The 19,090-nt window shown below is 51.2% G+C and carries 20 protein-coding genes and 1 other annotated feature; of the genes, 10 read left to right on the top strand and 10 right to left on the bottom strand.

Going from position 1 to position 19,090, the window contains the following annotated elements; all coding sequences use genetic code 11:
- Window positions 1-447: 447 nt before the first annotated feature.
- From clpB to rluD, 3 genes are all read right to left on the bottom strand, one after another.
- On the bottom strand, window positions 448-3,021 hold the full coding sequence (clpB, locus tag OGV94_RS12475; RefSeq protein WP_043017231.1) for an ATP-dependent chaperone ClpB: 2,574 nt from the start codon (window positions 3,019-3,021) through the stop codon (window positions 448-450).
- A gap of 129 nt (window positions 3,022-3,150) precedes the next feature.
- Window positions 3,151-3,882, bottom strand: a complete 732-nt coding sequence (gene yfiH, locus OGV94_RS12470) for a purine nucleoside phosphorylase YfiH (RefSeq protein ID WP_080626219.1) — start codon at window positions 3,880-3,882, stop codon at window positions 3,151-3,153.
- On the bottom strand, window positions 3,879-4,859 hold the full coding sequence (gene rluD / locus OGV94_RS12465; protein ID WP_043017233.1) for a 23S rRNA pseudouridine(1911/1915/1917) synthase RluD: 981 nt from the start codon (window positions 4,857-4,859) through the stop codon (window positions 3,879-3,881). The genes yfiH and rluD overlap by 4 nt, the downstream gene beginning before the upstream one ends.
- 131 nt (window positions 4,860-4,990) lie before the next feature.
- Here rluD and bamD point away from each other — a divergent pair, with 131 nt between their 5' ends.
- The 4 genes from bamD (at window position 4,991) to pheA (ending at window position 7,747) form a co-directional block, all read left to right on the top strand.
- Window positions 4,991-5,728, top strand: coding sequence for an outer membrane protein assembly factor BamD (gene bamD, locus OGV94_RS12460; RefSeq protein WP_043017234.1), 738 nt, complete (start codon window positions 4,991-4,993; stop codon window positions 5,726-5,728).
- Between the two features lie 269 nt (window positions 5,729-5,997).
- Window positions 5,998-6,336 carry a ribosome-associated translation inhibitor RaiA gene (gene raiA, locus OGV94_RS12455; RefSeq protein WP_003031244.1) on the top strand — a complete coding sequence of 113 codons (339 nt, stop codon included), beginning with the start codon at window positions 5,998-6,000 and terminating at the stop codon, window positions 6,334-6,336.
- Window positions 6,337-6,438: 102 nt separating this feature from the next.
- Window positions 6,439-6,564: a sequence feature (Phe leader region), on the top strand.
- Window positions 6,440-6,487, top strand: a complete 48-nt coding sequence (pheL, locus tag OGV94_RS12450) for a pheA operon leader peptide PheL (protein ID WP_101706155.1) — start codon at window positions 6,440-6,442, stop codon at window positions 6,485-6,487. (Overlaps the previous feature by 48 nt.)
- Window positions 6,565-6,586: 22 nt before the next feature.
- Window positions 6,587-7,747 (top strand): bifunctional chorismate mutase/prephenate dehydratase, encoded by a 1,161-nt coding sequence (gene pheA, locus OGV94_RS12445; protein WP_286523477.1) that lies wholly within the window; start codon window positions 6,587-6,589, stop codon window positions 7,745-7,747.
- A 97-nt stretch (window positions 7,748-7,844) separates the two neighbouring features.
- Here pheA and tyrA read toward each other — a convergent pair whose 3' ends face one another.
- Both tyrA and aroF read right to left on the bottom strand, forming a co-directional pair.
- Window positions 7,845-8,966, bottom strand: coding sequence for a bifunctional chorismate mutase/prephenate dehydrogenase (gene tyrA, locus OGV94_RS12440; protein WP_003826456.1), 1,122 nt, complete (start codon window positions 8,964-8,966; stop codon window positions 7,845-7,847).
- Window positions 8,967-8,976: 10 nt separating this feature from the next.
- On the bottom strand, window positions 8,977-10,047 hold the full coding sequence (aroF, locus tag OGV94_RS12435; protein ID WP_016154067.1) for a 3-deoxy-7-phosphoheptulonate synthase AroF: 1,071 nt from the start codon (window positions 10,045-10,047) through the stop codon (window positions 8,977-8,979).
- Between the two features lie 215 nt (window positions 10,048-10,262).
- On the opposite strand from aroF, the gene OGV94_RS12430 reads away from it, so the two are divergent.
- The 4 genes from OGV94_RS12430 to OGV94_RS12415 all read left to right on the top strand — a co-directional run bounded on the left by OGV94_RS12430 (window position 10,263) and on the right by OGV94_RS12415 (window position 13,028).
- On the top strand, window positions 10,263-10,637 hold the full coding sequence (locus OGV94_RS12430) for a DUF2799 domain-containing protein (protein ID WP_199995243.1): 375 nt from the start codon (window positions 10,263-10,265) through the stop codon (window positions 10,635-10,637).
- A gap of 158 nt (window positions 10,638-10,795) precedes the next feature.
- On the top strand, window positions 10,796-11,314 hold the full coding sequence (gene yfiR / locus OGV94_RS12425; RefSeq protein WP_043017236.1) for a regulatory sequestration protein YfiR: 519 nt from the start codon (window positions 10,796-10,798) through the stop codon (window positions 11,312-11,314).
- On the top strand, window positions 11,307-12,533 hold the full coding sequence (dgcN, locus tag OGV94_RS12420; RefSeq protein ID WP_043017237.1) for a diguanylate cyclase DgcN/YfiN: 1,227 nt from the start codon (window positions 11,307-11,309) through the stop codon (window positions 12,531-12,533). Before yfiR ends, dgcN begins: the two co-directional genes overlap by 8 nt.
- A gap of 12 nt (window positions 12,534-12,545) precedes the next feature.
- A complete protein-coding gene (locus OGV94_RS12415) occupies window positions 12,546-13,028 on the top strand; it encodes an OmpA family protein (RefSeq protein ID WP_043017238.1) in 483 nt (160 codons plus the stop codon).
- Between the two features lie 131 nt (window positions 13,029-13,159).
- Here OGV94_RS12415 and rplS read toward each other — a convergent pair whose 3' ends face one another.
- From rplS to ffh, 5 genes are all read right to left on the bottom strand, one after another.
- Complete coding sequence (gene rplS / locus OGV94_RS12410) at window positions 13,160-13,507, bottom strand: 50S ribosomal protein L19 (protein WP_002914145.1); 348 nt, start codon at window positions 13,505-13,507, stop codon at window positions 13,160-13,162.
- A gap of 39 nt (window positions 13,508-13,546) precedes the next feature.
- Entirely contained in the window at window positions 13,547-14,314 is a 768-nt protein-coding gene (gene trmD / locus OGV94_RS12405; protein WP_181231179.1) for a tRNA (guanosine(37)-N1)-methyltransferase TrmD, read from the bottom strand.
- Between the two features lie 44 nt (window positions 14,315-14,358).
- On the bottom strand, window positions 14,359-14,907 hold the full coding sequence (rimM, locus tag OGV94_RS12400; protein ID WP_003031230.1) for a ribosome maturation factor RimM: 549 nt from the start codon (window positions 14,905-14,907) through the stop codon (window positions 14,359-14,361).
- Window positions 14,908-14,925: 18 nt separating this feature from the next.
- Window positions 14,926-15,174 (bottom strand): 30S ribosomal protein S16, encoded by a 249-nt coding sequence (gene rpsP / locus OGV94_RS12395; RefSeq protein WP_003031228.1) that lies wholly within the window; start codon window positions 15,172-15,174, stop codon window positions 14,926-14,928.
- Between the two features lie 249 nt (window positions 15,175-15,423).
- Entirely contained in the window at window positions 15,424-16,785 is a 1,362-nt protein-coding gene (gene ffh, locus OGV94_RS12390; RefSeq protein WP_003031226.1) for a signal recognition particle protein, read from the bottom strand.
- A 165-nt stretch (window positions 16,786-16,950) separates the two neighbouring features.
- Between ffh and OGV94_RS12385 the strand changes: the two genes are divergently transcribed.
- Both OGV94_RS12385 and OGV94_RS12380 read left to right on the top strand, forming a co-directional pair.
- Complete coding sequence (locus OGV94_RS12385) at window positions 16,951-17,742, top strand: cytochrome C assembly family protein (protein ID WP_043017239.1); 792 nt, start codon at window positions 16,951-16,953, stop codon at window positions 17,740-17,742.
- An 18-nt stretch (window positions 17,743-17,760) separates the two neighbouring features.
- On the top strand, window positions 17,761-19,050 hold the full coding sequence (locus OGV94_RS12380; protein ID WP_008324538.1) for an HlyC/CorC family transporter: 1,290 nt from the start codon (window positions 17,761-17,763) through the stop codon (window positions 19,048-19,050).
- Window positions 19,051-19,090 lie beyond the last annotated feature (40 nt).

Raw genomic sequence — 19,090 nt, 5'->3', positions numbered from 1 at the left:
TCTGAGCCATGATCAAACTCTTCAATTTAAGTTTGATGCTCGTGAATTAAACTTCGTAATGAATTACGTATGTTCACTCAAGAGACTTGGTATTCATTTTTCGTCTTGCGACGTTAAGAATCCGTATCTTCGAGTGCCCACACAGATTGTCTGATAAATTGTTAAAGAGCAGTGCCGCTTCGCTTTTTCTCAGCGGCGCGGGGTGTGCATAATACGCCATCCCGCTACAGAGTCAAGCGATTATTATCGCCTTTCCCCGCTGACCCGGCGGCTTGTAATCCGTTGTTCCGTGTCAGTGGAGGCGCATTATAGGGAGTTATTTCAGGCTGACAAGTTAAAAATACAAAAAACTTATCAAGCGATTACTTTTCAACCAATAGTTCAATTTTCGCCTGGTTTTTAAACACAAACGAGCCCCGTAGGGCTCGTTTATTGTCGTTTTGTGACTTACTGCACTGCCACAATACGATCGTCATTCACTTCCAGCCGAATCGTTTTGCCTGGAATCAGCTCACCAGACAGGATTTGCTGCGCCAGAGGGTTTTCGATCTGTTGTTGGATAGCGCGTTTTAATGGACGTGCGCCATACACCGGATCGTAACCATTCGCACTCAGTAGCTTAAGCGCCTCGTCAGAGATATGGATTTCATAGCCACGCTCTTCCAGACGTTTGTACAGACGCTGCAGTTGGATCTGAGCAATAGAAGCAATGTGCTGCTCACCCAACGGATGGAATACAACAACCTCATCTATACGGTTGATGAATTCCGGGCGGAAGTTATGGCTCACGACGCCCAGCACCATATCCTTCATGTGGCCGTAATCCAGCTCACCAAAGCGTTCCTGAATCAGATCCGACCCCAGGTTCGAGGTCATGATGACAACCGTATTACGGAAATCAACCGTTCTCCCCTGCCCGTCAGTCAGACGACCATCATCAAGCACCTGCAACAGAATGTTGAATACATCCGGGTGCGCTTTCTCCACTTCATCCAGCAGGATGACAGAGTAAGGACGACGACGTACCGCTTCCGTCAGGTACCCCCCCTCTTCATAACCGACATATCCCGGAGGCGCGCCAACCAGACGAGACACCGAGTGTTTCTCCATAAACTCGGACATATCGATACGCACCATTGCATCATCACTGTCGAACATAAAGTTTGCCAGCGCTTTGCACAGCTCAGTTTTACCGACACCGGTTGGGCCAAGGAACAGGAATGAGCCAATCGGACGATTCGGATCGGACAAGCCCGCGCGGCTACGACGGATGGCGTTAGAAACGGCTTCCACCGCTTCATTCTGGCCAATCACGCGGCTGTGCAGCTCCTGCTCCATACGCAACAGTTTTTCCCGTTCGCCTTCCAGCATGCGAGCAACCGGGATCCCGGTCCAGCGCGCCAGCACTTCCGCAATTTCTGCGTCCGTGACTTTGTTACGCAGCAGACGCATGGTTTTGCCTTCAGACTGGGTGGCTGCTTCCAGCTGTTTTTCCAGTTCAGGAATTTTGCCGTACTGCAATTCAGACATCCGCGCCAGGTCGCCGACGCGACGCGCCTGTTCGATGGCAATTTTTGCCTGCTCCAGCTCAGCCTTGATAGTTTGCGTTCCCGAGAGGGATGCTTTTTCAGCTTTCCACTCTTCTTCCAACTCAGAATACTGGCGCTCTTTGTCGTCCAGCTCTTCGTTGAGCATATCGAGACGTTTTTTACTCGCCTCATCAGACTCTTTCATTAATGCCTGCTGTTCCAGTTTGAGCTGGATAATACGGCGGTCGAGCCTGTCGAGTTCCTCCGGCTTGGAGTCAATCTGCATACGAATGCTGGATGCCGCCTCATCAATAAGGTCGATAGCTTTATCCGGCAACTGACGATCGGCAATGTAGCGGTGAGACAGCGTTGCTGCCGCAACAATCGCCGGGTCAGTAATCTGCACATGGTGGTGCAGCTCATAACGCTCTTTCAGGCCGCGCAGAATCGCGATGGTATCTTCAACGCTTGGCTCAGCCACAAACACTTTCTGGAAACGACGTTCCAGCGCCGCATCTTTTTCGATGTACTGGCGATATTCATCAAGCGTTGTTGCGCCTACGCAGTGCAGTTCCCCACGCGCCAGCGCCGGTTTCAGCATGTTCCCGGCATCCATGGCGCCATCGGCTTTACCTGCACCTACCATGGTATGCAGCTCATCAATAAACAGAATGACATTGCCTTCCTGTTTCGAGAGATCGTTCAGCACACCTTTTAAGCGTTCTTCAAACTCACCACGATATTTAGCCCCAGCCACCAGCGCGCCCATATCCAACGCCAGCACGCGGCGGCCTTTTAAGCCTTCCGGCACTTCACCATTGATGATACGTTGGGCCAGACCTTCCACGATAGCGGTTTTACCGACACCGGGTTCCCCGATTAACACCGGGTTATTTTTAGTACGACGTTGCAGCACCTGAATGGTGCGGCGAATTTCTTCATCACGCCCGATTACCGGATCGAGTTTGCCCTGTTCGGCACGTTCGGTCAGATCGACGGTATATTTTTTCAAGGCCTGACGTTGGTCTTCAGCCCCCTGATCATTCACGCTTTCACCTCCACGCATTTGTTCAATTGCCTGAGTGATATTGGCGGTCGAAGCACCTGCTGATTTTAATAAGTCGGTCAGCGTACCGCGTGACTCAAGCGCCGCCAGAACGAACAGTTCTGACGAAATAAAGTTGTCCCCACGTTTTTGCGCCAGCTTGTCGCAAAGATTCAGTACACGCACCAGATCCTGAGAAGGCTGAACGTCACCGCCGGTACCTTCTACCTGCGGCAACCGGCTCAACGCCTGGTCTATGGCTGTACGTAACTGGCCAGCATTAATGCCGGCAGACGTTAATAAAGGACGTACCGATCCCCCTTCCTGATTCAGCAAGGCGCTCATTAGATGAAGTGGTTCGATGAATTGATTGTCGTGCCCCAATGCGAGTGACTGGGCATCGGCAAGAGCAAGCTGGAATTTATTAGTAAGACGATCCAGACGCATAACTCCTCCCATAACAGGCCAAAATTGCTACTGGAGATTAAATGAGGTCATCCCTCAATTATTCAAGGTGAATGACCTGAATTATGTGAAAAGAAAATTACGCGTACCGGATCGTCTTGATTCTTTAGGTTATATCAGCCAAATAAAACTTGCCATACGACCCGTGGTATTGTCGCGACGATAAGAGAAGAACGTCTCACTTTCGCTGAAGGTGCAGCGGTCGCCGCCGTGGACGTTCTCTACGCCGACATTTGCCAGCCGCTGGCGCGCAAGCTGATAAATATTCGCCAGGTATTTGTCGCCATGCGGTACAAATGCAAGGTCCGCTTGCGGATCTTTCGCCATGAACGCTGCGCGAACTTCTGGCCCCACTTCAAACGCGTTCGGGCCAATCGCCGGGCCTAACCAGGCAATAATGTTTTCAGGTTTATCGGCAAAACACGCTACCGTCTCTTCCAGTACGCCGGCGCATAATCCGCGCCAACCCGCATGTGCCGCCGCGACTTCCGTTCCCGCGCGATTACAAAACAGCACCGGCAGACAATCGGCCGTCATCACCGCACAGACGGTGCCCGGCGTGTTGCTGTATGAAGCATCAGCACGTTTGGAGGCGTAAGGCCCGCCGGTCAGTTTCAGGACATCCTTACCGTGGACCTGCTCCAGCCAGACAGGCTTTGACGGCAGATTGCCCGCAGCAAACAGTCGTTTGCGGTTCTCTTCAACATGCTCCGGGTTATCGCCGCAATGGGCGCCCAGATTCAGCGAATCGTAAGGCGGCATACTGACACCGCCAATACGGGTAGAACTACACGCCGCAACACCTTGCGGTATCGGCCACTGCGGGACAATTAGCTTACTCATAGCCAGGCAATATCATCCTTATGTTCTTCGAAATCAGCGCGCATCACTGCAATCAATTGCACCATATCTTGTGGTATAGGCGCGTGCCATTCCATTTCGATACCGGAAATTGGGTGATACAGGCGCAGCATAGTCGCGTGCAGCGCCTGGCGGTCAAATTTACGCAGCACGGAGATAAATTCGTCTGAAGCGCCTTTCGGTGGACGCGGACGGCCGCCGTAGACCTGATCGCCCACCAGCGGATGGGTGATATGCGCCATATGCACGCGGATCTGGTGCGTACGTCCGGTTTCCAGACGCAACCGCAGACGCGTGTGCACACGGAAGTGTTCCATAATGCGATAGTGCGTCACCGCCGGTTTACCCATTGGATGCACCGCCATGTGCGTACGTTTGGTCGGGTGACGGCTAATCGGTTCCTCAACGGTTCCGCCTGCCGTCATGTGACCAATCGCCACGGCTTCGTACTCACGAGTGATTTCACGCAACTGCAGCGACTCCACCAGACGTGTTTGCGCCGGAACGGTCTTTGCCACCACCATTAATCCGGTCGTGTCTTTATCCAGACGATGTACGATACCCGCACGAGGAACATCCGCGATTGGCGGATAGTAATGCAGCAACGCATTCAATACCGTACCATCAGGATTCCCGGCGCCCGGATGCACTACGAGGTCACGGGGTTTGTTGATGACAAGAATATCGTCATCTTCATAAACGATATCCAGTGGGATATCCTGAGGCTCAAAACGAACCTCTTCATCAATTTCTGCATTGATGGAGACGCGCTCTCCGCCCAACACTTTTTCTTTCGGTTTATCGCAAAGATTGCCATTTACCAGTACGCGCTGGTCGAGGATCCATTCTTTTATGCGCGATCGCGAATAATCAGGGAACAATTCGGCCAAAGCCTGATCTAAGCGTTGACCGAGCTGATTTTCGGAGACTGTTGCGGTGAGTTCTACTCGTTGTGCCATAAACTGCTTCTTCGTTTAACGTTGGGTTTTACGGCTTTGCCGTTTAATATAGTGTGCTATTGTAGCTGGTCTTAACCGGGAGCAGGAACAGAGAATCTCCCGTAAAACATTTTGAGGAAAGTCAAAACGTCATGACGCGCATGAAATATCTGGTGGCAGCAGCCACGTTGAGCCTGTTTTTGGCGGGTTGCTCTGGTTCAAAGGAAGAGGTGCCCGATAATCCGCCAAATGAAATCTACGCGACTGCTCAGCAAAAGCTGCAGGACGGTAACTGGAAACAGGCAATAACGCAATTGGAAGCGTTGGATAACCGTTATCCATTTGGACCGTATTCTCAGCAGGTGCAATTAGATCTCATCTACGCCTACTACAAAAACGCCGATCTGCCACTTGCTCAGGCTGCCATCGATCGTTTTATCCGTCTTAACCCGACACACCCTAACATTGATTATGTCATGTATATGCGTGGCCTGACCAATATGGCGTTGGATGATAGCGCACTGCAAGGATTCTTTGGTGTTGATCGCAGCGATCGCGATCCGCAACATGCCCGAGCTGCGTTTAATGACTTTTCCAAGCTGGTACGTGGCTATCCGAACAGCCAGTACACCACTGACGCCACTAAACGTCTGGTGTTCCTGAAAGATCGTCTGGCGAAGTATGAATATTCCGTTGCGGAATATTACACTGCCCGCGGTGCATGGGTTGCCGTGGTAAACCGTGTGGAAGGCATGCTGCGTGACTTCCCTGATACTCAGGCAACACGTAATGCTCTGCCGTTGATGGAAAACGCTTATCGCCAGATGCAGATGAATGCGCAGGCAGAAAAAGTAGCAAAAATTATTGCCGCCAACAGCAGCAACACCTGATTTACCTCAGAATGCAAAACGGCAGCCCAACGGCTGCCGTTTTTTTATCCATTAACGTCATCACTGAAGCGGTTTAGCTTCGACGCATCTCATCAAATATGGCCTGCTTTCAGGTATTCCTCAAGTAAAAAATCGCTTGTTCCTGCGATGCCTCACAAAAAGGTTTTCTTGACAAAAAGCGACAAAATAATGTGATTTAGATCACACATTTTGACATTAGGAACGGTATGCTGGAATCACCAAGACGGGAAAGACAAGAGGTAAAATTTATGACAATGAACATTACCAGTAAACAAATGGAAATTACTCCGGCAATTCGCCAGCATGTCGCAGACCGTCTCGCCAAACTAGAAAAATGGCAAACTCATCTGATTAATCCACATATCATTCTGTCTAAGGAGCCACAGGGTTTCATTGCTGATGCCACCATCAATACACCGAACGGACATCTGGTCGCCAGCGCAAAACACGAGGATATGTACACCGCAATTAACGATTTGATCAACAAGCTGGAACGGCAGCTCAATAAAGTGCAGCACAAAGGCGAAGCCCGTCGTGCCACAACTTCAGTCAAAGACGCCAACTTCGTCGAAGCAGAAGAAGAGTAGTCCCTTACATTGAGTATATCGCCAACGCGCCTTCGGGCGCGTTTTTTGTTGACAGGGTGAAAACAGTACGGGTACTTTACTGACGTAGCCAAAGGAAAATTACATGAAACTTATCCCGTTCTTCTTCGCATTCTTTTTTACCTTCCCCTGAATGGGAGGCGTTTCGTCGTGTGATAAAGAATGCGAAGACGAACAATAAGGCCTCCCAAAACGGGGGGCCTTTTTTATTGATAACAAGAAAGGCAACACTATGACATCGGAAAACCCATTGCTGGCGCTGCGCGATAAGATCAGCACGCTGGATGAAAAATTACTGGCCCTGCTGGCTGAGCGACGTGGACTGGCCGTAGAAGTTGGCAAAGCTAAACTGCTTTCTCATCGTCCGGTTCGTGATATCGACCGTGAACGTGACCTGTTGGACCGACTCATTCAGCTTGGCAAAGCACATCATCTCGATGCTCACTACATTACTCGCCTGTTCCAGCTCATCATCGAAGACTCCATCCTGACTCAACAGGCACTGCTGCAGCAGCATCTGAACAAAATTAACCCGCACTCGGCGCGCGTAGCTTTCCTCGGACCAAAAGGGTCATATTCCCATCTCGCCGCACGTCAGTATGCTGCCCGTCATTTTGAGCAATTTATTGAAAGCGGCTGCGCGAAATTTGCCGATATCTTTAATCAGGTTGAAACCGGACAAGCTGACTACGCAGTGGTTCCGATTGAAAACACCAGTTCCGGTGGGATTAACGACGTTTACGACCTGCTACAGCACACCAGCCTGTCTATCGTTGGCGAAATGACCATTACGATAGACCACTGTGTCCTGGTGTCTGGCACGACGGATCTCGAGACCATTGAAACGGTATATAGCCATCCGCAGCCGTTCCAGCAGTGCAGCAAGTTCCTGGGTCGTTACCCACACTGGAAGATTGAGTACACCGAAAGCACCTCTGCGGCGATGGAAAAAGTTGCGCAGGCTAACTCACCCCGCGTGGCGGCGCTGGGGAGCGAAGCCGGAGGCGTACTGTATGGTTTGCAGGTGCTTGAACACATTGAAGCTAACCAGACGCAAAACATCACCCGCTTCGTGGTACTGGCGCGCAAAGCAATCAATGTTTCCGACCAGGTTCCGGCGAAAACAACGCTGCTGATGGCGACAGGACAACAAGCCGGTGCGCTGGTTGAAGCGCTGCTGGTACTGCGTAACCATAATCTGATTATGACTAAACTGGAGTCACGCCCAATTCACGGCAATCCGTGGGAAGAGATGTTTTATCTTGATATCCAGGCCAACCTGGAATCCCCGCAGATGCAAAAAGCGTTGAAGGAGTTGGGTGAGATTACGCGTTCGATGAAAGTACTGGGCTGCTATCCGAGCGAGAACGTGGTGCCGGTGGATCCGAGCTGACAATCTTAATTTTCCGGATGGCGCTACGCTTATCCGGCCTACAATTCATGCGACTTTTGTAGGCCAGAAAAGGCGAAGCCGCCATCCGACATCTTACTTAAGGACGGCTGTCATTCGCCTGGCGCAACAAAGTACGGCTTTCACTCTGGAAGCGTTTGGCATAATCGCCGAACCAGTGCTCCACCTTACGGAAGCTGTCGATAAACGCTTGCTTATCGCCCTGCTCCAGTAAACCGATCGCCTCGCCAAAACGTTGGTAGTAGCGTTTGATCAGCGCAAGGTTGCTCTCAGACGACATAATGATATCGGCATAGAGCTGCGGATCCTGGGCAAACAAACGTCCGACCATCGCCAGCTCAAGGCGGTAAATCGGAGAAGATAGCGCCAGCAACTGCTCAAGCTGAACATTCTCTTCCGCTAAATGCAGACCATAAGCAAAGGTCGCAAAGTGACGCAATGCCTGAATAAACGCCATATTCTGGTCATGTTCAACGGCGCTGATCCGATGCAGACGCGCGCCCCACACCTGAATCTGTTCCAGAAACCACTGATAAGCTTCCGGCTGGCGTCCGTCACACCAGACAACGACCTGCTTGGCCAGACTGCCGCTATCCGGACCAAACATTGGGTGTAATCCCACCACCGGGCCGTCGTGCGCCGCCAGCATCGCCTGCAAAGGACCGTTTTTCACCGAAGCCAGATCCACCAGAATACAGTCGGACGGCAGACGCGGTAATTTGGCGATCACCTGCTCGGTGACGTGGATCGGCACACTGACGATCACCATGCCGGCATCAGAGACGATCTCCGGCGCGCGATCCCAGTCCTGCTGTTCCAGGATCCGTACCTGATAACCTGACAGGGTGAGCATTTTTTCAAACAGACGCCCCATCTGACCGCCGCCGCCGACAATCACCACCGGTCGCAGAGAAGGACAGAGCGTTTTAAACCCTTTATCGTTCTCACTGGAATAAGATTCGCGCATAACACGGCGCAGCACATCTTCAATCAGGTCCGGCGGCACGCCAAGTGCTTCCGCTTCCGCCCGGCGGGAGGCCAGCATAGAGGCTTCCCGTTCCGGCACGTAGATTGGCAGTCCAAAGCGGCTTTTTACTTCACCGACTTCGGCAACCAGCTCCAGGCGGCGTGCCAGTAAATCCAGCAGCGCCTTGTCGACTTCATCAATTTGATCGCGTAATGCGGTCAATTCAGCAACCATAACCAACCTCTTATGCTACACGCGCCGACAGCTGGCCGTTTAAATCCTGGCTAATTTCACGCAGTAGCGCATCCGTCATTTCCCAGCTAATGCAGGCATCGGTTACGGACACGCCGTATTTCATTTCGCTGCGCGGCTGTTCAGAGGACTGGTTGCCTTCGTGAATATTACTTTCAATCATCAACCCAATGATCGAGCGATTGCCATCTTTGATTTGTGCAATCACGGATTCAGCCACGGCAGGCTGACGGCGGTAATCTTTATTGGAATTACCATGACTGCAATCTACCATCAGAGAAGGTCGTAGTCCCGCCTGCTCCATCTCTTTTTCGCACTGGGCGACATCTGCCGGGCTGTAGTTTGGCGCTTTACCCCCGCGCAGGATCACGTGACCGTCTGGATTTCCCTGAGTTTGCAGCAGCGCAACCTGCCCGGCCTGGTTAATACCAACAAAGCGGTGTGACTGTGCCGCCGCGCGCATGGCGTTAATAGCGGTCGCCAGGCTACCGTCGGTACCGTTCTTAAAGCCAACCGGCATCGAAAGACCGGAAGCCATTTCACGGTGAGTCTGCGATTCCGTGGTTCGGGCACCGATTGCGGACCAGCTAAACAGATCGCCCAGGTATTGCGGGCTATTTGGATCAAGCGCTTCAGTTGCCAGCGGTAGTCCCATATTCACCAGTTCAAGCAGCAGCTGACGCGCAATTTTCAGGCCTGCTTCAACATCAAAAGAGCCATCCATATGAGGATCGTTAATTAACCCTTTCCAGCCGACGGTGGTACGGGGTTTTTCAAAATAGACGCGCATCACCAGGTAGAGGCTATCGCTGACCTCTGCGGCAAGGGCTTTAAATCGACGAGCGTACTCAATAGCCATTTCAGGATCGTGAATGGAGCACGGGCCACATACCACCAACAGACGCGGATCGCGACCGGAGATAATATCTGAAATGGTTTTACGCGACTGGGAGATTTGCGCTTCTTGCGCCTGGCTCAACGGGAATTCAGCTTTCAGCTGCTCCGGAGTCATCAGAACCTGTTCGTCGGTAATATGTACGTTGTTCAGCGCGTCTTTTTGCATGATGGTGATCCTGTTTAGCTCGTTTGCGATAGTTGATCCTCAGCGAGGAGGAGATAACGATAACATAATGGGTAAAGATTTCAATCCACAATCCGTAAATTTTAATTTACAACATGCAATTTGAAGCCAAAATCAGCCACCATAAATGTACACTTAAATTTACATCAACCAATATTCAGATCCGCTATGCTTACAAAAACGAAGGAGTACAGGCAATGAAGCAATTAATCAGCACCTTATTTCTATTATTTATTAGCGGATGCCAGATAGATCCCTATACCCACGCCCCAACCTGGACGGGTACCGACTGGTACGATGCCGGGATACAAGATGCCATTTCGGGGTATGCCGTTAAAGATAATGAAACTCTTGCCGACAACTACAATGACCCTGAAGTCGATCGTACGAAATATCTTAAGGGTTACGCCGAGGGACAACGTAAAACCTGCCAGCAGGATTTTGTTTATACCAGGGGTTTGACCGGGAAAACCTTTCCCGCAAGTTGTGATACGGTCGAAAATGTTGACCAGTTACACAGCGCCTGGCAAAAAGGGGCAACCGAAGGTGCTGCCTCAATAAGATTAAACTAAACAATAGGTTATATTTTATTAATCACTAAGATTTTACTTAAATCATCTGTTGCTTTATCCCTGGCATAATGACGGCTTAGGAAAATAATGTTATTTTGTCCTAAACAATCTTGAATGTATTTCGACGTTTTACGGCAAACGCTGGTAGGTAACTATTCATGAGCTATTCTTACCGACTCATACTTCTACTGGCACTGCTCCTGACCGGATTACCGCTGTACGCCCAAAGCGTTACGGAAGAAGCGAAATCTGTACGCGCTATGGTTTCCGGCATCGTCAGTTATACACGTTGGCCCGCACTGTCCGGGCCCCCCAAACTGTGTATTTTCTCTTCATCGCGTTTTTCCAGTGTTCTGAAAGATACCAGTGCTGGTGCATTACCCTATCTTCCCGTCATCATTCGTACGGAACAAGAAATATTAGTTTCGCAGTGTGACGGTTTTTATTTTGGAAAAGAATCCCCTACTTATCAGGTGGAATTAAAGAATAAATATCCGTCTAAGGCATTGCTATTAATTGCTGAACAGAATCCCGAATGCATTATTGGCAGCGCTTTTTGCCTCATAATTAAAGATGAAGATGTGAGATTTTCCGTAAATATGGATTCCCTTTCACGCAGCGGCGTAAGGGTCAGTCCAGACGTATTGATGCTTGCACGGAATAATAAGCATGGATAAGGACCATTCTCCCATAACACGCCCGACGTTTAAGCGGACATTGCGGCGTATCAGCATAATCAGCGTTCTGGTAACCATGACGCTGATCTGGCTGCTGCTCAGCATATCTTCCGTGCTGGCACTGAGGCAGTATGCGCAAAAGAACCTGGATCTGACCGCAGCAACCATGACCCGCACGCTTGAAGCAGCGCTCGTCTTTTCTGATGGTGTCGCGGCAACTGAAACGCTGGCGGCGCTGGGCCAACAGGGGCAATTTTCCGTTGCAGAAGTACGTAATAAAAACCAGAAGGTAATCGCCACCTGGCGCTATAACGCGCAGGATACGACCGAAAAAATCAGCGGTATGATCAGCCACTGGCTGTTCCCACAACCGGTTACTCAGCCGATCTTGCATAATGGCAACGTCATCGGCGAAGTACGATTGACTGCGCGCGATAGCGTTATCAGTCATTTCATTTATTTGTCACTGGCCGTTCTTACCGGGTGCATTCTGTTAGCGTCTGGCATTGCATTAATGCTCACTCGCTATTTACATAATGGCGTCGTGGAAGCTCTGCAAAATATCACCGAGGTGGTACATGATGTTCGTACCAACCGTAATTTTTCACGACGCGTTTCAGAAGAGCGCATTGAAGAGTTTCATCTTTTTGCCCAGGACTTTAATAGTCTGCTGGACGAGATGGAAGAGTGGCAGCTGCGACTGCAGGCAAAAAACGCCCAGCTTTTGCGTACCGCTCTACACGATCCTTTGACGGGCCTGGCGAATCGCGCCGCATTTCGCAGCAGTATCAACGCCCTGATGAATGACGATGCCGCGCACAGCAGTTCCGCATTGTTATTTCTTGATGGTGATAATTTTAAATTTATAAATGATACCTGGGGCCACGCAGCGGGGGATCGGGTCCTGATTGAAGTGGCAAAAAGGCTGTCCGAGTTTGGTGGAACTCGACATCACCCATACAGGCTTGGCGGCGATGAGTTCGCTATGGTGCTGTACAGCGTTCACTCTGAATACGAAGTTCAGCGGATCTGCGCGGCACTGTCACAAGAGTTTAACCGACCTTTTGACCTGCATAATGGTCATCTGGCAAGCATGACACTCAGCATTGGTTTTGCGCTGACGTGGGAACACGCCTCTGCCGAGAAATTACAAGAACTTGCCGATCAAAATATGTATCAGGCCAAAAATTTGCGTGCTGAACGCATTATTAAAAAATAAGGAATTACACACATGCTAAAACGTCTATTGTCGCCGCTTCTTCTGCTTTTACTGATTTTGGCGGGCTGTCAGGCACCTCAGGGAAAATTTACCCCAGAGCAAATTGCAGCCATGAAATCGTACGGATTTACCGAAGCTTCCGGAGACTGGTCTCTTGGCCTGTCTGACAACATTCTGTTTGACAAAAACGACTATAAGCTCCGTCCTGAAAGCGAAAAGCAGATCCAGGAAATGGCATCCAAACTGGCTGCTACCGGGCTTAACCATGCGCGCCTGGATGGTCATACCGATAACTACGGCGAAGACAGCTACAACGAAGCGCTGTCGCTCAAACGCGCGAATGTGGTTGCCGATGCCTGGGCAAAGGGCGCCAACATCCCCCGCACCAACCTGACAACCCAGGGCCTCGGGAAGAAATACCCGATCGCCAGTAACCAGACCTCAAAAGGTCGTGCTGAAAACCGCCGCGTTGCGGTCGTGATCGCGACACCATAATCACTCCCCAACTGACTGCGCACCGCGCAGTCATTCCATTGCCATAAAGAACAAAAGAGTAAATGTCGGGATAAAAAAAGGGCCAGCCTTTCGGCCAGCCCTTTTCTAACAGGATGTCGCTTGCGCGAATCTTAGTTAAGACGCTCTTTGATACGAGCAGACTTACCAGTGCGCTCACGCAGGTAGTACAGTTTAGCTTTACGAACAGCACCACGACGTTTAACAGCAATGCTGTCAACTACCGGAGAGTGAGTCTGGAAGACACGCTCAACGCCTTCGCCGTTGGAAATTTTACGAACAGTGAATGCAGAGTGCAGACCGCGGTTACGAATAGCGATAACCACGCCCTCGAATGCCTGCAGACGTTTTTTGGAACCTTCAACAACCCATACTTTCACTTCCACGGTATCACCCGGACGGAAGGAAGGTACGTCCTGCTTCATCTGTTCTTGTTCAAGTTGCTTAATAATGTTGCTCATAATTTAATCTCTTATCCTGGGTAAACTGATATTGGGGGCTTACGCCTGCCCATCATGTTTATGTTGCTGGTGTGCGTGTTCCTTTTTGAACTCCGCCAGCAACCTTGCTTGCTCTTCAGTCAGAGCCAGGTTTTCCAGAAGTTCAGGTCTTCTAAGCCAGGTCCGGCCCAACGACTGCTTCAAACGCCAGCGACGTATCTCAGCGTGGTTCCCCGACAGTAACACCGCCGGTACTTCCATCTGCTCTAACACTTCAGGTCGGGTATAGTGCGGGCAATCCAGCAACCCATCAGCAAACGAATCTTCGATTGCCGAAGCCTCATGACCCAGAACTCCCGGAATAAACCGGGAAACGGAGTCGATCAGCGTCATTGCCGGTAACTCACCACCGCTGAGTACGTAATCGCCGATTGACCATTCTTCGTCAATTTCGGTTTGAATCACGCGCTCATCTATTCCTTCATAGCGACCACATACCAGAATCAGCTTTTGATTCGTGGCCAGTTCGCTAACGCCCGCTTGATCAAGCTTGCGTCCCTGAGGTGACAGATAAATCACCTTTGCGCCTTCACCAGCCGCAGCTTTTGCTGCATGAATGGCGTCCCGTAAAGGTTGCACCATCATTAACATCCCCGGTCCGCCGCCGTATGGACGATCGTCCACGGTACGGTGCCGGTCATGAGTAAAGTCACGAGGACTCCAGCTCTGGATGTTCAGCAGGCCATTTTTTACTGCCCGGCCAGTTACCCCGTAATCGGTAATTGCGCGGAACATTTCTGGAAACAGGCTAACGATACCTATAAACACAAGCCAATCCCCATAACGCCGACTTTTACCGTTTATCCGGTGGTTTAAAAACCAGGATCCCAATCTACTTCGATAGTACGAGTAGCGAGATCGACTTTCTTGATAACCTGCCCATCGAGGAACGGTACAAGACGTTCCTTGATACCAAACGCATCTTTCAGGTTTGCCTTGATGACGATGACGTCATTCGAACCGGTTTCCATCATATCGACGACTTTACCGAGATCGTAGCCTTCAGTGGTCACTACCTGGCAGCCCATAAGGTCTTTCCAGTAATAGGAACCATCTTCCAGCGCTGGCAACTGCGAGGAATCCACGACAATTTCGCAATTAGTCAGTAGATTCGCCGAATCACGATCGTCAACGCCTTTCAGCTTGATGATCAGATCCTGATTGTGGTGCTTCCAGCTTTCCAGCTGTACTTGCTGCCACTGACCCGCCTTCTGGATAAACCAGGGCTGATAGTCAAAAATGCTTTCGGCGTCTTCAGTGGAAGAAAACACTCTGAGCCAACCACGGATACCGTAAGAAGACCCCATTTTCCCCAAAACGATGGGTTCTACAGGAGCCTGTGCGGCGAGTTGCTTGCTCATCATGACCACCGTGACAGATTAAGCTGCTTTGTTTGCTGCTTTGATCAGCGTAGCTACGCGATCAGAAATAGTCGCGCCCTGGCCAACCCAGTGAGCGATGCGATCCAGATCCAGGCGAGTGCCTTCTTCTTTTTCGCTAGCGATTGGGTTAAAGAAGCCAACGCGCTCGATGAAGCGACCGTTGCGTGCATTACGGCTGTCGGTAACAACAACCTGGTAGAACGGACGCTTTTTAGCGCCGTGACGAGCTAAACGAATAGTAACCATAACATCCTCTTGTGTGAATAAAACACCCAGGCCCCATCGAGGAACGGAGCCCGGGTGTCATATTAAAAGCCCGAAAATTTTACTGATTTCTGGGGAAAATGCAATCAGCAGTTGATAACTCTGCTATAAAAGGCCGTTGGCGGTGCCGTCAGTTCGGTGCCGGCGTGCGCGCAGCCACCGGAGCGTACACGCAGTACGTGAGGATGGCGAGCACCCCCCGGTGCCGAAATGGCAAACAAGCCAGGCCGATTAGCGGCCTGGGAAGCCTGGTGGCATCATCCCCTTCATACCACGCATCATCTTCGCCATTCCGCCTTTCTTCATTTTCTTCATCATGCGCTGCATGTCGTCGAACTGTTTCAGAAGGCGGTTTACGTCCTGTACCTGCATACCGCAACCGGCAGCAATACGGCGTTTACGGGAACCTTTGATGATTTCCGGCTTAGCGCGTTCTTTCATCGTCATCGAGTTGATGATGGCTTCCATACGCACCAACACTTTATCGTCCATCTGCGATTTCACGTTGTCAGGAATCTGACCCATGCCCGGCAGCTTGCCCATCAGGCTTGCCATGCCGCCCATGTTTTTCATCTGGTTGAGCTGCTCAAGGAAATCGTTGAGATCGAAGCCATCGCCTTTTTTCAGCTTGCTGGCTAATTTCTCTGCCTGCGCGCGGTCAACCTTGCTTTCGATATCTTCGATCAGCGACAGCACGTCGCCCATGCCGAGAATACGTGAAGCAATCCTGTCCGGGTGGAACGGCTCCAGCGCTTCGGTTTTCTCGCCGACGCCGAGGAATTTAATCGGCTTGCCGGTGATATGACGAATAGAGAGCGCCGCACCGCCACGGGCATCACCATCAACTTTAGTCAGCACCACACCGGTTAACGGCAGCGCTTCGTTAAAGGCTTTTGCCGTATTCGCGGCATCCTGACCGGTCATCGCGTCGACCACAAACAGCGTTTCTACCGGCTTGATCGAAGCGTGGACCTGTTTGATTTCGTCCATCATCGCTTCATCAACGTGCAGACGACCGGCGGTATCCACCAGCAGCACATCGTAGAATTTGAGTTTGGCTTCTTTCAGCGCGGCGTTAACGATATCGACCGGCTTCTGACCGACATCTGACGGAAAGAAGTCGACACCAACCTGCTCGGCCAGCGTTTCCAGCTGTTTGATCGCCGCCGGGCGATACACGTCCGCGGAGACCACCAGCACTTTCTTCTTGTGCTTCTCGCGCAGGAATTTACCCAGCTTACCGACGCTGGTCGTTTTACCCGCACCCTGCAGGCCCGCCATCAGTACCACGGCTGGTGGCTGCGCTGCCAGATTCAGGGTCTGGTTTTCTTCGCCCATTGCCGCAACCAGTTCGTTACGGACAATCTTGACGAACTCCTGACCCGGCGTCAGGCTTTTGTTAACTTCATGACCAACCGCTTTCTCTTTTACGCGATTGATAAACTCACGCACTACTGGCAGCGCTACGTCAGCCTCCAGCAGCGCCATGCGCACTTCGCGCAGCGTCTCTTTAACGTTGTCTTCAGTAAGGCGTCCACGGCCACTGATATTGCGCAGCGTGCGCGACAAACGATCGGTTAAATTATCAAACATTGTCTCTCGCCTGGGGTGGAAACGGTCGGTCGCGACAGCGACACATCAACAGAAATTTGTCGCAGTATAACATGAAGCCGCCTTTGTTGTTATGCAACGGTTGGAGCAGCGGTCACGTAACGCTATACTGCTTTTCTTTATCACTGGCCAACTGTCGACACCTATATGCCCGTTTTTGCTCTGCTTGCCCTTGTCGCCTACTCAGTCAGCCTCGCGCTGATTATTCCCGCTCTGCTGCAAAAAAACAGCGGCTGGCGGCGTATGGCTATTTTCTCTGCGGCCGTCGCGCTGGTAAGCCATGCTATCGCCCTGGAAGCGCGTATTCTGCCCGGCGGTGAAAGCGGACAAAACCTGAGTCTGTTGAACGTCGGCTCGCTGGTTAGCCTGATGATTTGTACGGTAATGACCATCGTCGCTTCCCGTAATCGTGGCTGGCTATTGCTGCCCATTGTCTACGCCTTTGCGCTGATAAACCTGGCCTTCGCCACGTTTATGCCTAACGAGTTCATCACTCATCTCGAGGCTACGCCGGGCATGATGATTCACATCGGGCTATCGCTGTTCGCTTACGCCACGCTGATTATCGCCGCGCTCTATGCGCTACAGCTGGCATGGATCGATTACCAACTGAAAAACAAAAAACTGGCCTTCAGCAATGAGATGCCGCCGCTGATGAGTATTGAGCGGAAAATGTTTCATATCACCCAAATTGGCGTGGTTCTGCTGACGCTCACCCTGTGCACTGGCCTGTTTTACATGCATAACCTGTTCAGTACCGAGAACATTGATAAAGCCGTTCTCTCTATCGTGGCATGGTTTGTCTATATCGTTCTGTTGTGGGGGCATTACCATGAAGGCTGGCGCGGACGTCGCGTCGTATGGTTTAACGTCGCAGGCGCAGTCATTCTGACGCTGGCCTATTTCGGCAGCCGTATACTGCAGCAGTTCGTGAGTTAAATCTTTAAGGAACCCTACGTGGAACACATCTCCACCACCACGCTCATTGTCACGCTTCTCATCATGGTGGTCATTTCCGCCTATTTTTCCGGTTCTGAAACCGGAATGATGACCCTGAATCGCTACCGTCTACGTCATCGGGCCAAGCAGGGAAATCGTCAGGCAAAACGCGTTGAAAAGTTACTTCGCAAGCCGGATCGCCTGATAAGCCTGGTGCTCATCGGTAATAATCTGGTGAATATTCTGGCCTCCGCGCTCGGCACCATTGTCGGTATGCGCCTGTATGGCGATGCAGGCGTCGCCATTGCCACCGGGGTACTGACGTTTGTAGTACTGGTTTTTGCCGAAGTATTACCAAAGACCATCGCCGCGCTGTATCCGGAAAAAGTCGCCTATCCAAGCAGCGTCCTGTTGGCTCCCCTGCAGATTCTGATGATGCCCCTGGTATGGCTACTCAACACCATCACGCGGCTGCTGATGCGCATGATGGGCATCAAAACGGATATCGTAGTGAGCGGTTCGCTGAGTAAAGATGAGCTACGAACGCTGGTGAATGAATCGCGCTCGCAAATCTCACGCCGTAACCAGGATATGCTGCTGTCAGTGCTGGATCTGGAAAAAGTCAGCGTCGATGACATCATGATCCCGCGTAACGAAATCATCGGCATTGATATTAACGATGACTGGAAGTCAATCGTGCGTCAGCTTTCGCACTCCCCGCACGGCCGTATTGTGCTTTATCGCGACTCGCTGGACGACGCCATCAGCATGCTGCGCGTACGTGAAGCCTGGCGATTGATGGCCGAGAAAAAAGAGTTCACTAAAGAGACCATGTTACGCGCCGCCGACGAGATATATTACGTACCGGAAGGCACGCCGCTCAGCACCCAGCTCATTAAGTTTCAGCGAAATAAGAAGAAAGTGGGATTGGTCGTCAATGAATATGGCGATATTCAGGGGCTGGTCACGGTCGAGGATATTCTGGAAGAAATTGTCGGCGATTTCACCACCTCAATGTCACCCACGCTTGCCGAAGAGGTAACGCCACAGAATGATGGCTCGGTGATCATTGACGGCAGCGCCAACGTTCGTGAAATCAATAAGGCGTTTAACTGGCATCTGCCGGAAGATGACGCACGTACCGTAAACGGTATTATTCTTGAAGCGCTGGAAGAGATCCCGGTGGCCGGCACGCGTGTGCGTATTGGGCAGTACGATATCGATATTCTCGACGTGCAGGACAATATGATTAAACAGGTGCAGGTATTGCCGGTCAAGCCGCTACGAGAAAGCGTGTCGGACCAGTGAGCGTAATTCAGGCCGGGTAGCGCGTGAGCATTACCCGACC

This window comes from Citrobacter sp. Ce006, assembly GCF_030336535.1.
Classification (GTDB): Bacteria; Pseudomonadota; Gammaproteobacteria; order Enterobacterales; family Enterobacteriaceae; genus Citrobacter; species Citrobacter europaeus.
This window is presented reverse-complemented; position numbering and strand designations above follow the sequence as displayed.

What these genes read in the sequence shown, in the direction of transcription:
- ffh (WP_003031226.1), bottom strand. Translation starts at nt 16,785, where the DNA reads ATGTTTGATAATTTAACCGATCGTTTGTCGCGCACGCTGCGCAATATC.
- bamD (WP_043017234.1), top strand. Translation starts at nt 4,991, where the DNA reads ATGACGCGCATGAAATATCTGGTGGCAGCAGCCACGTTGAGCCTGTTT.
- rpsP (WP_003031228.1), bottom strand. Translation starts at nt 15,174, where the DNA reads ATGGTTACTATTCGTTTAGCTCGTCACGGCGCTAAAAAGCGTCCGTTC.
- rluD (WP_043017233.1), bottom strand. Translation starts at nt 4,859, where the DNA reads ATGGCACAACGAGTAGAACTCACCGCAACAGTCTCCGAAAATCAGCTC.
- clpB (WP_043017231.1), bottom strand. Translation starts at nt 3,021, where the DNA reads ATGCGTCTGGATCGTCTTACTAATAAATTCCAGCTTGCTCTTGCCGAT.
- tyrA (WP_003826456.1), bottom strand. Translation starts at nt 8,966, where the DNA reads ATGGTTGCTGAATTGACCGCATTACGCGATCAAATTGATGAAGTCGAC.
- pheA (WP_286523477.1), top strand. Translation starts at nt 6,587, where the DNA reads ATGACATCGGAAAACCCATTGCTGGCGCTGCGCGATAAGATCAGCACG.
- OGV94_RS12430 (WP_199995243.1), top strand. Translation starts at nt 10,263, where the DNA reads ATGAAGCAATTAATCAGCACCTTATTTCTATTATTTATTAGCGGATGC.
- raiA (WP_003031244.1), top strand. Translation starts at nt 5,998, where the DNA reads ATGACAATGAACATTACCAGTAAACAAATGGAAATTACTCCGGCAATT.
- yfiH (WP_080626219.1), bottom strand. Translation starts at nt 3,882, where the DNA reads ATGAGTAAGCTAATTGTCCCGCAGTGGCCGATACCGCAAGGTGTTGCG.
- OGV94_RS12385 (WP_043017239.1), top strand. Translation starts at nt 16,951, where the DNA reads ATGCCCGTTTTTGCTCTGCTTGCCCTTGTCGCCTACTCAGTCAGCCTC.
- rimM (WP_003031230.1), bottom strand. Translation starts at nt 14,907, where the DNA reads ATGAGCAAGCAACTCGCCGCACAGGCTCCTGTAGAACCCATCGTTTTG.
- yfiR (WP_043017236.1), top strand. Translation starts at nt 10,796, where the DNA reads ATGAGCTATTCTTACCGACTCATACTTCTACTGGCACTGCTCCTGACC.
- rplS (WP_002914145.1), bottom strand. Translation starts at nt 13,507, where the DNA reads ATGAGCAACATTATTAAGCAACTTGAACAAGAACAGATGAAGCAGGAC.
- dgcN (WP_043017237.1), top strand. Translation starts at nt 11,307, where the DNA reads ATGGATAAGGACCATTCTCCCATAACACGCCCGACGTTTAAGCGGACA.
- aroF (WP_016154067.1), bottom strand. Translation starts at nt 10,047, where the DNA reads ATGCAAAAAGACGCGCTGAACAACGTACATATTACCGACGAACAGGTT.
- OGV94_RS12415 (WP_043017238.1), top strand. Translation starts at nt 12,546, where the DNA reads ATGCTAAAACGTCTATTGTCGCCGCTTCTTCTGCTTTTACTGATTTTG.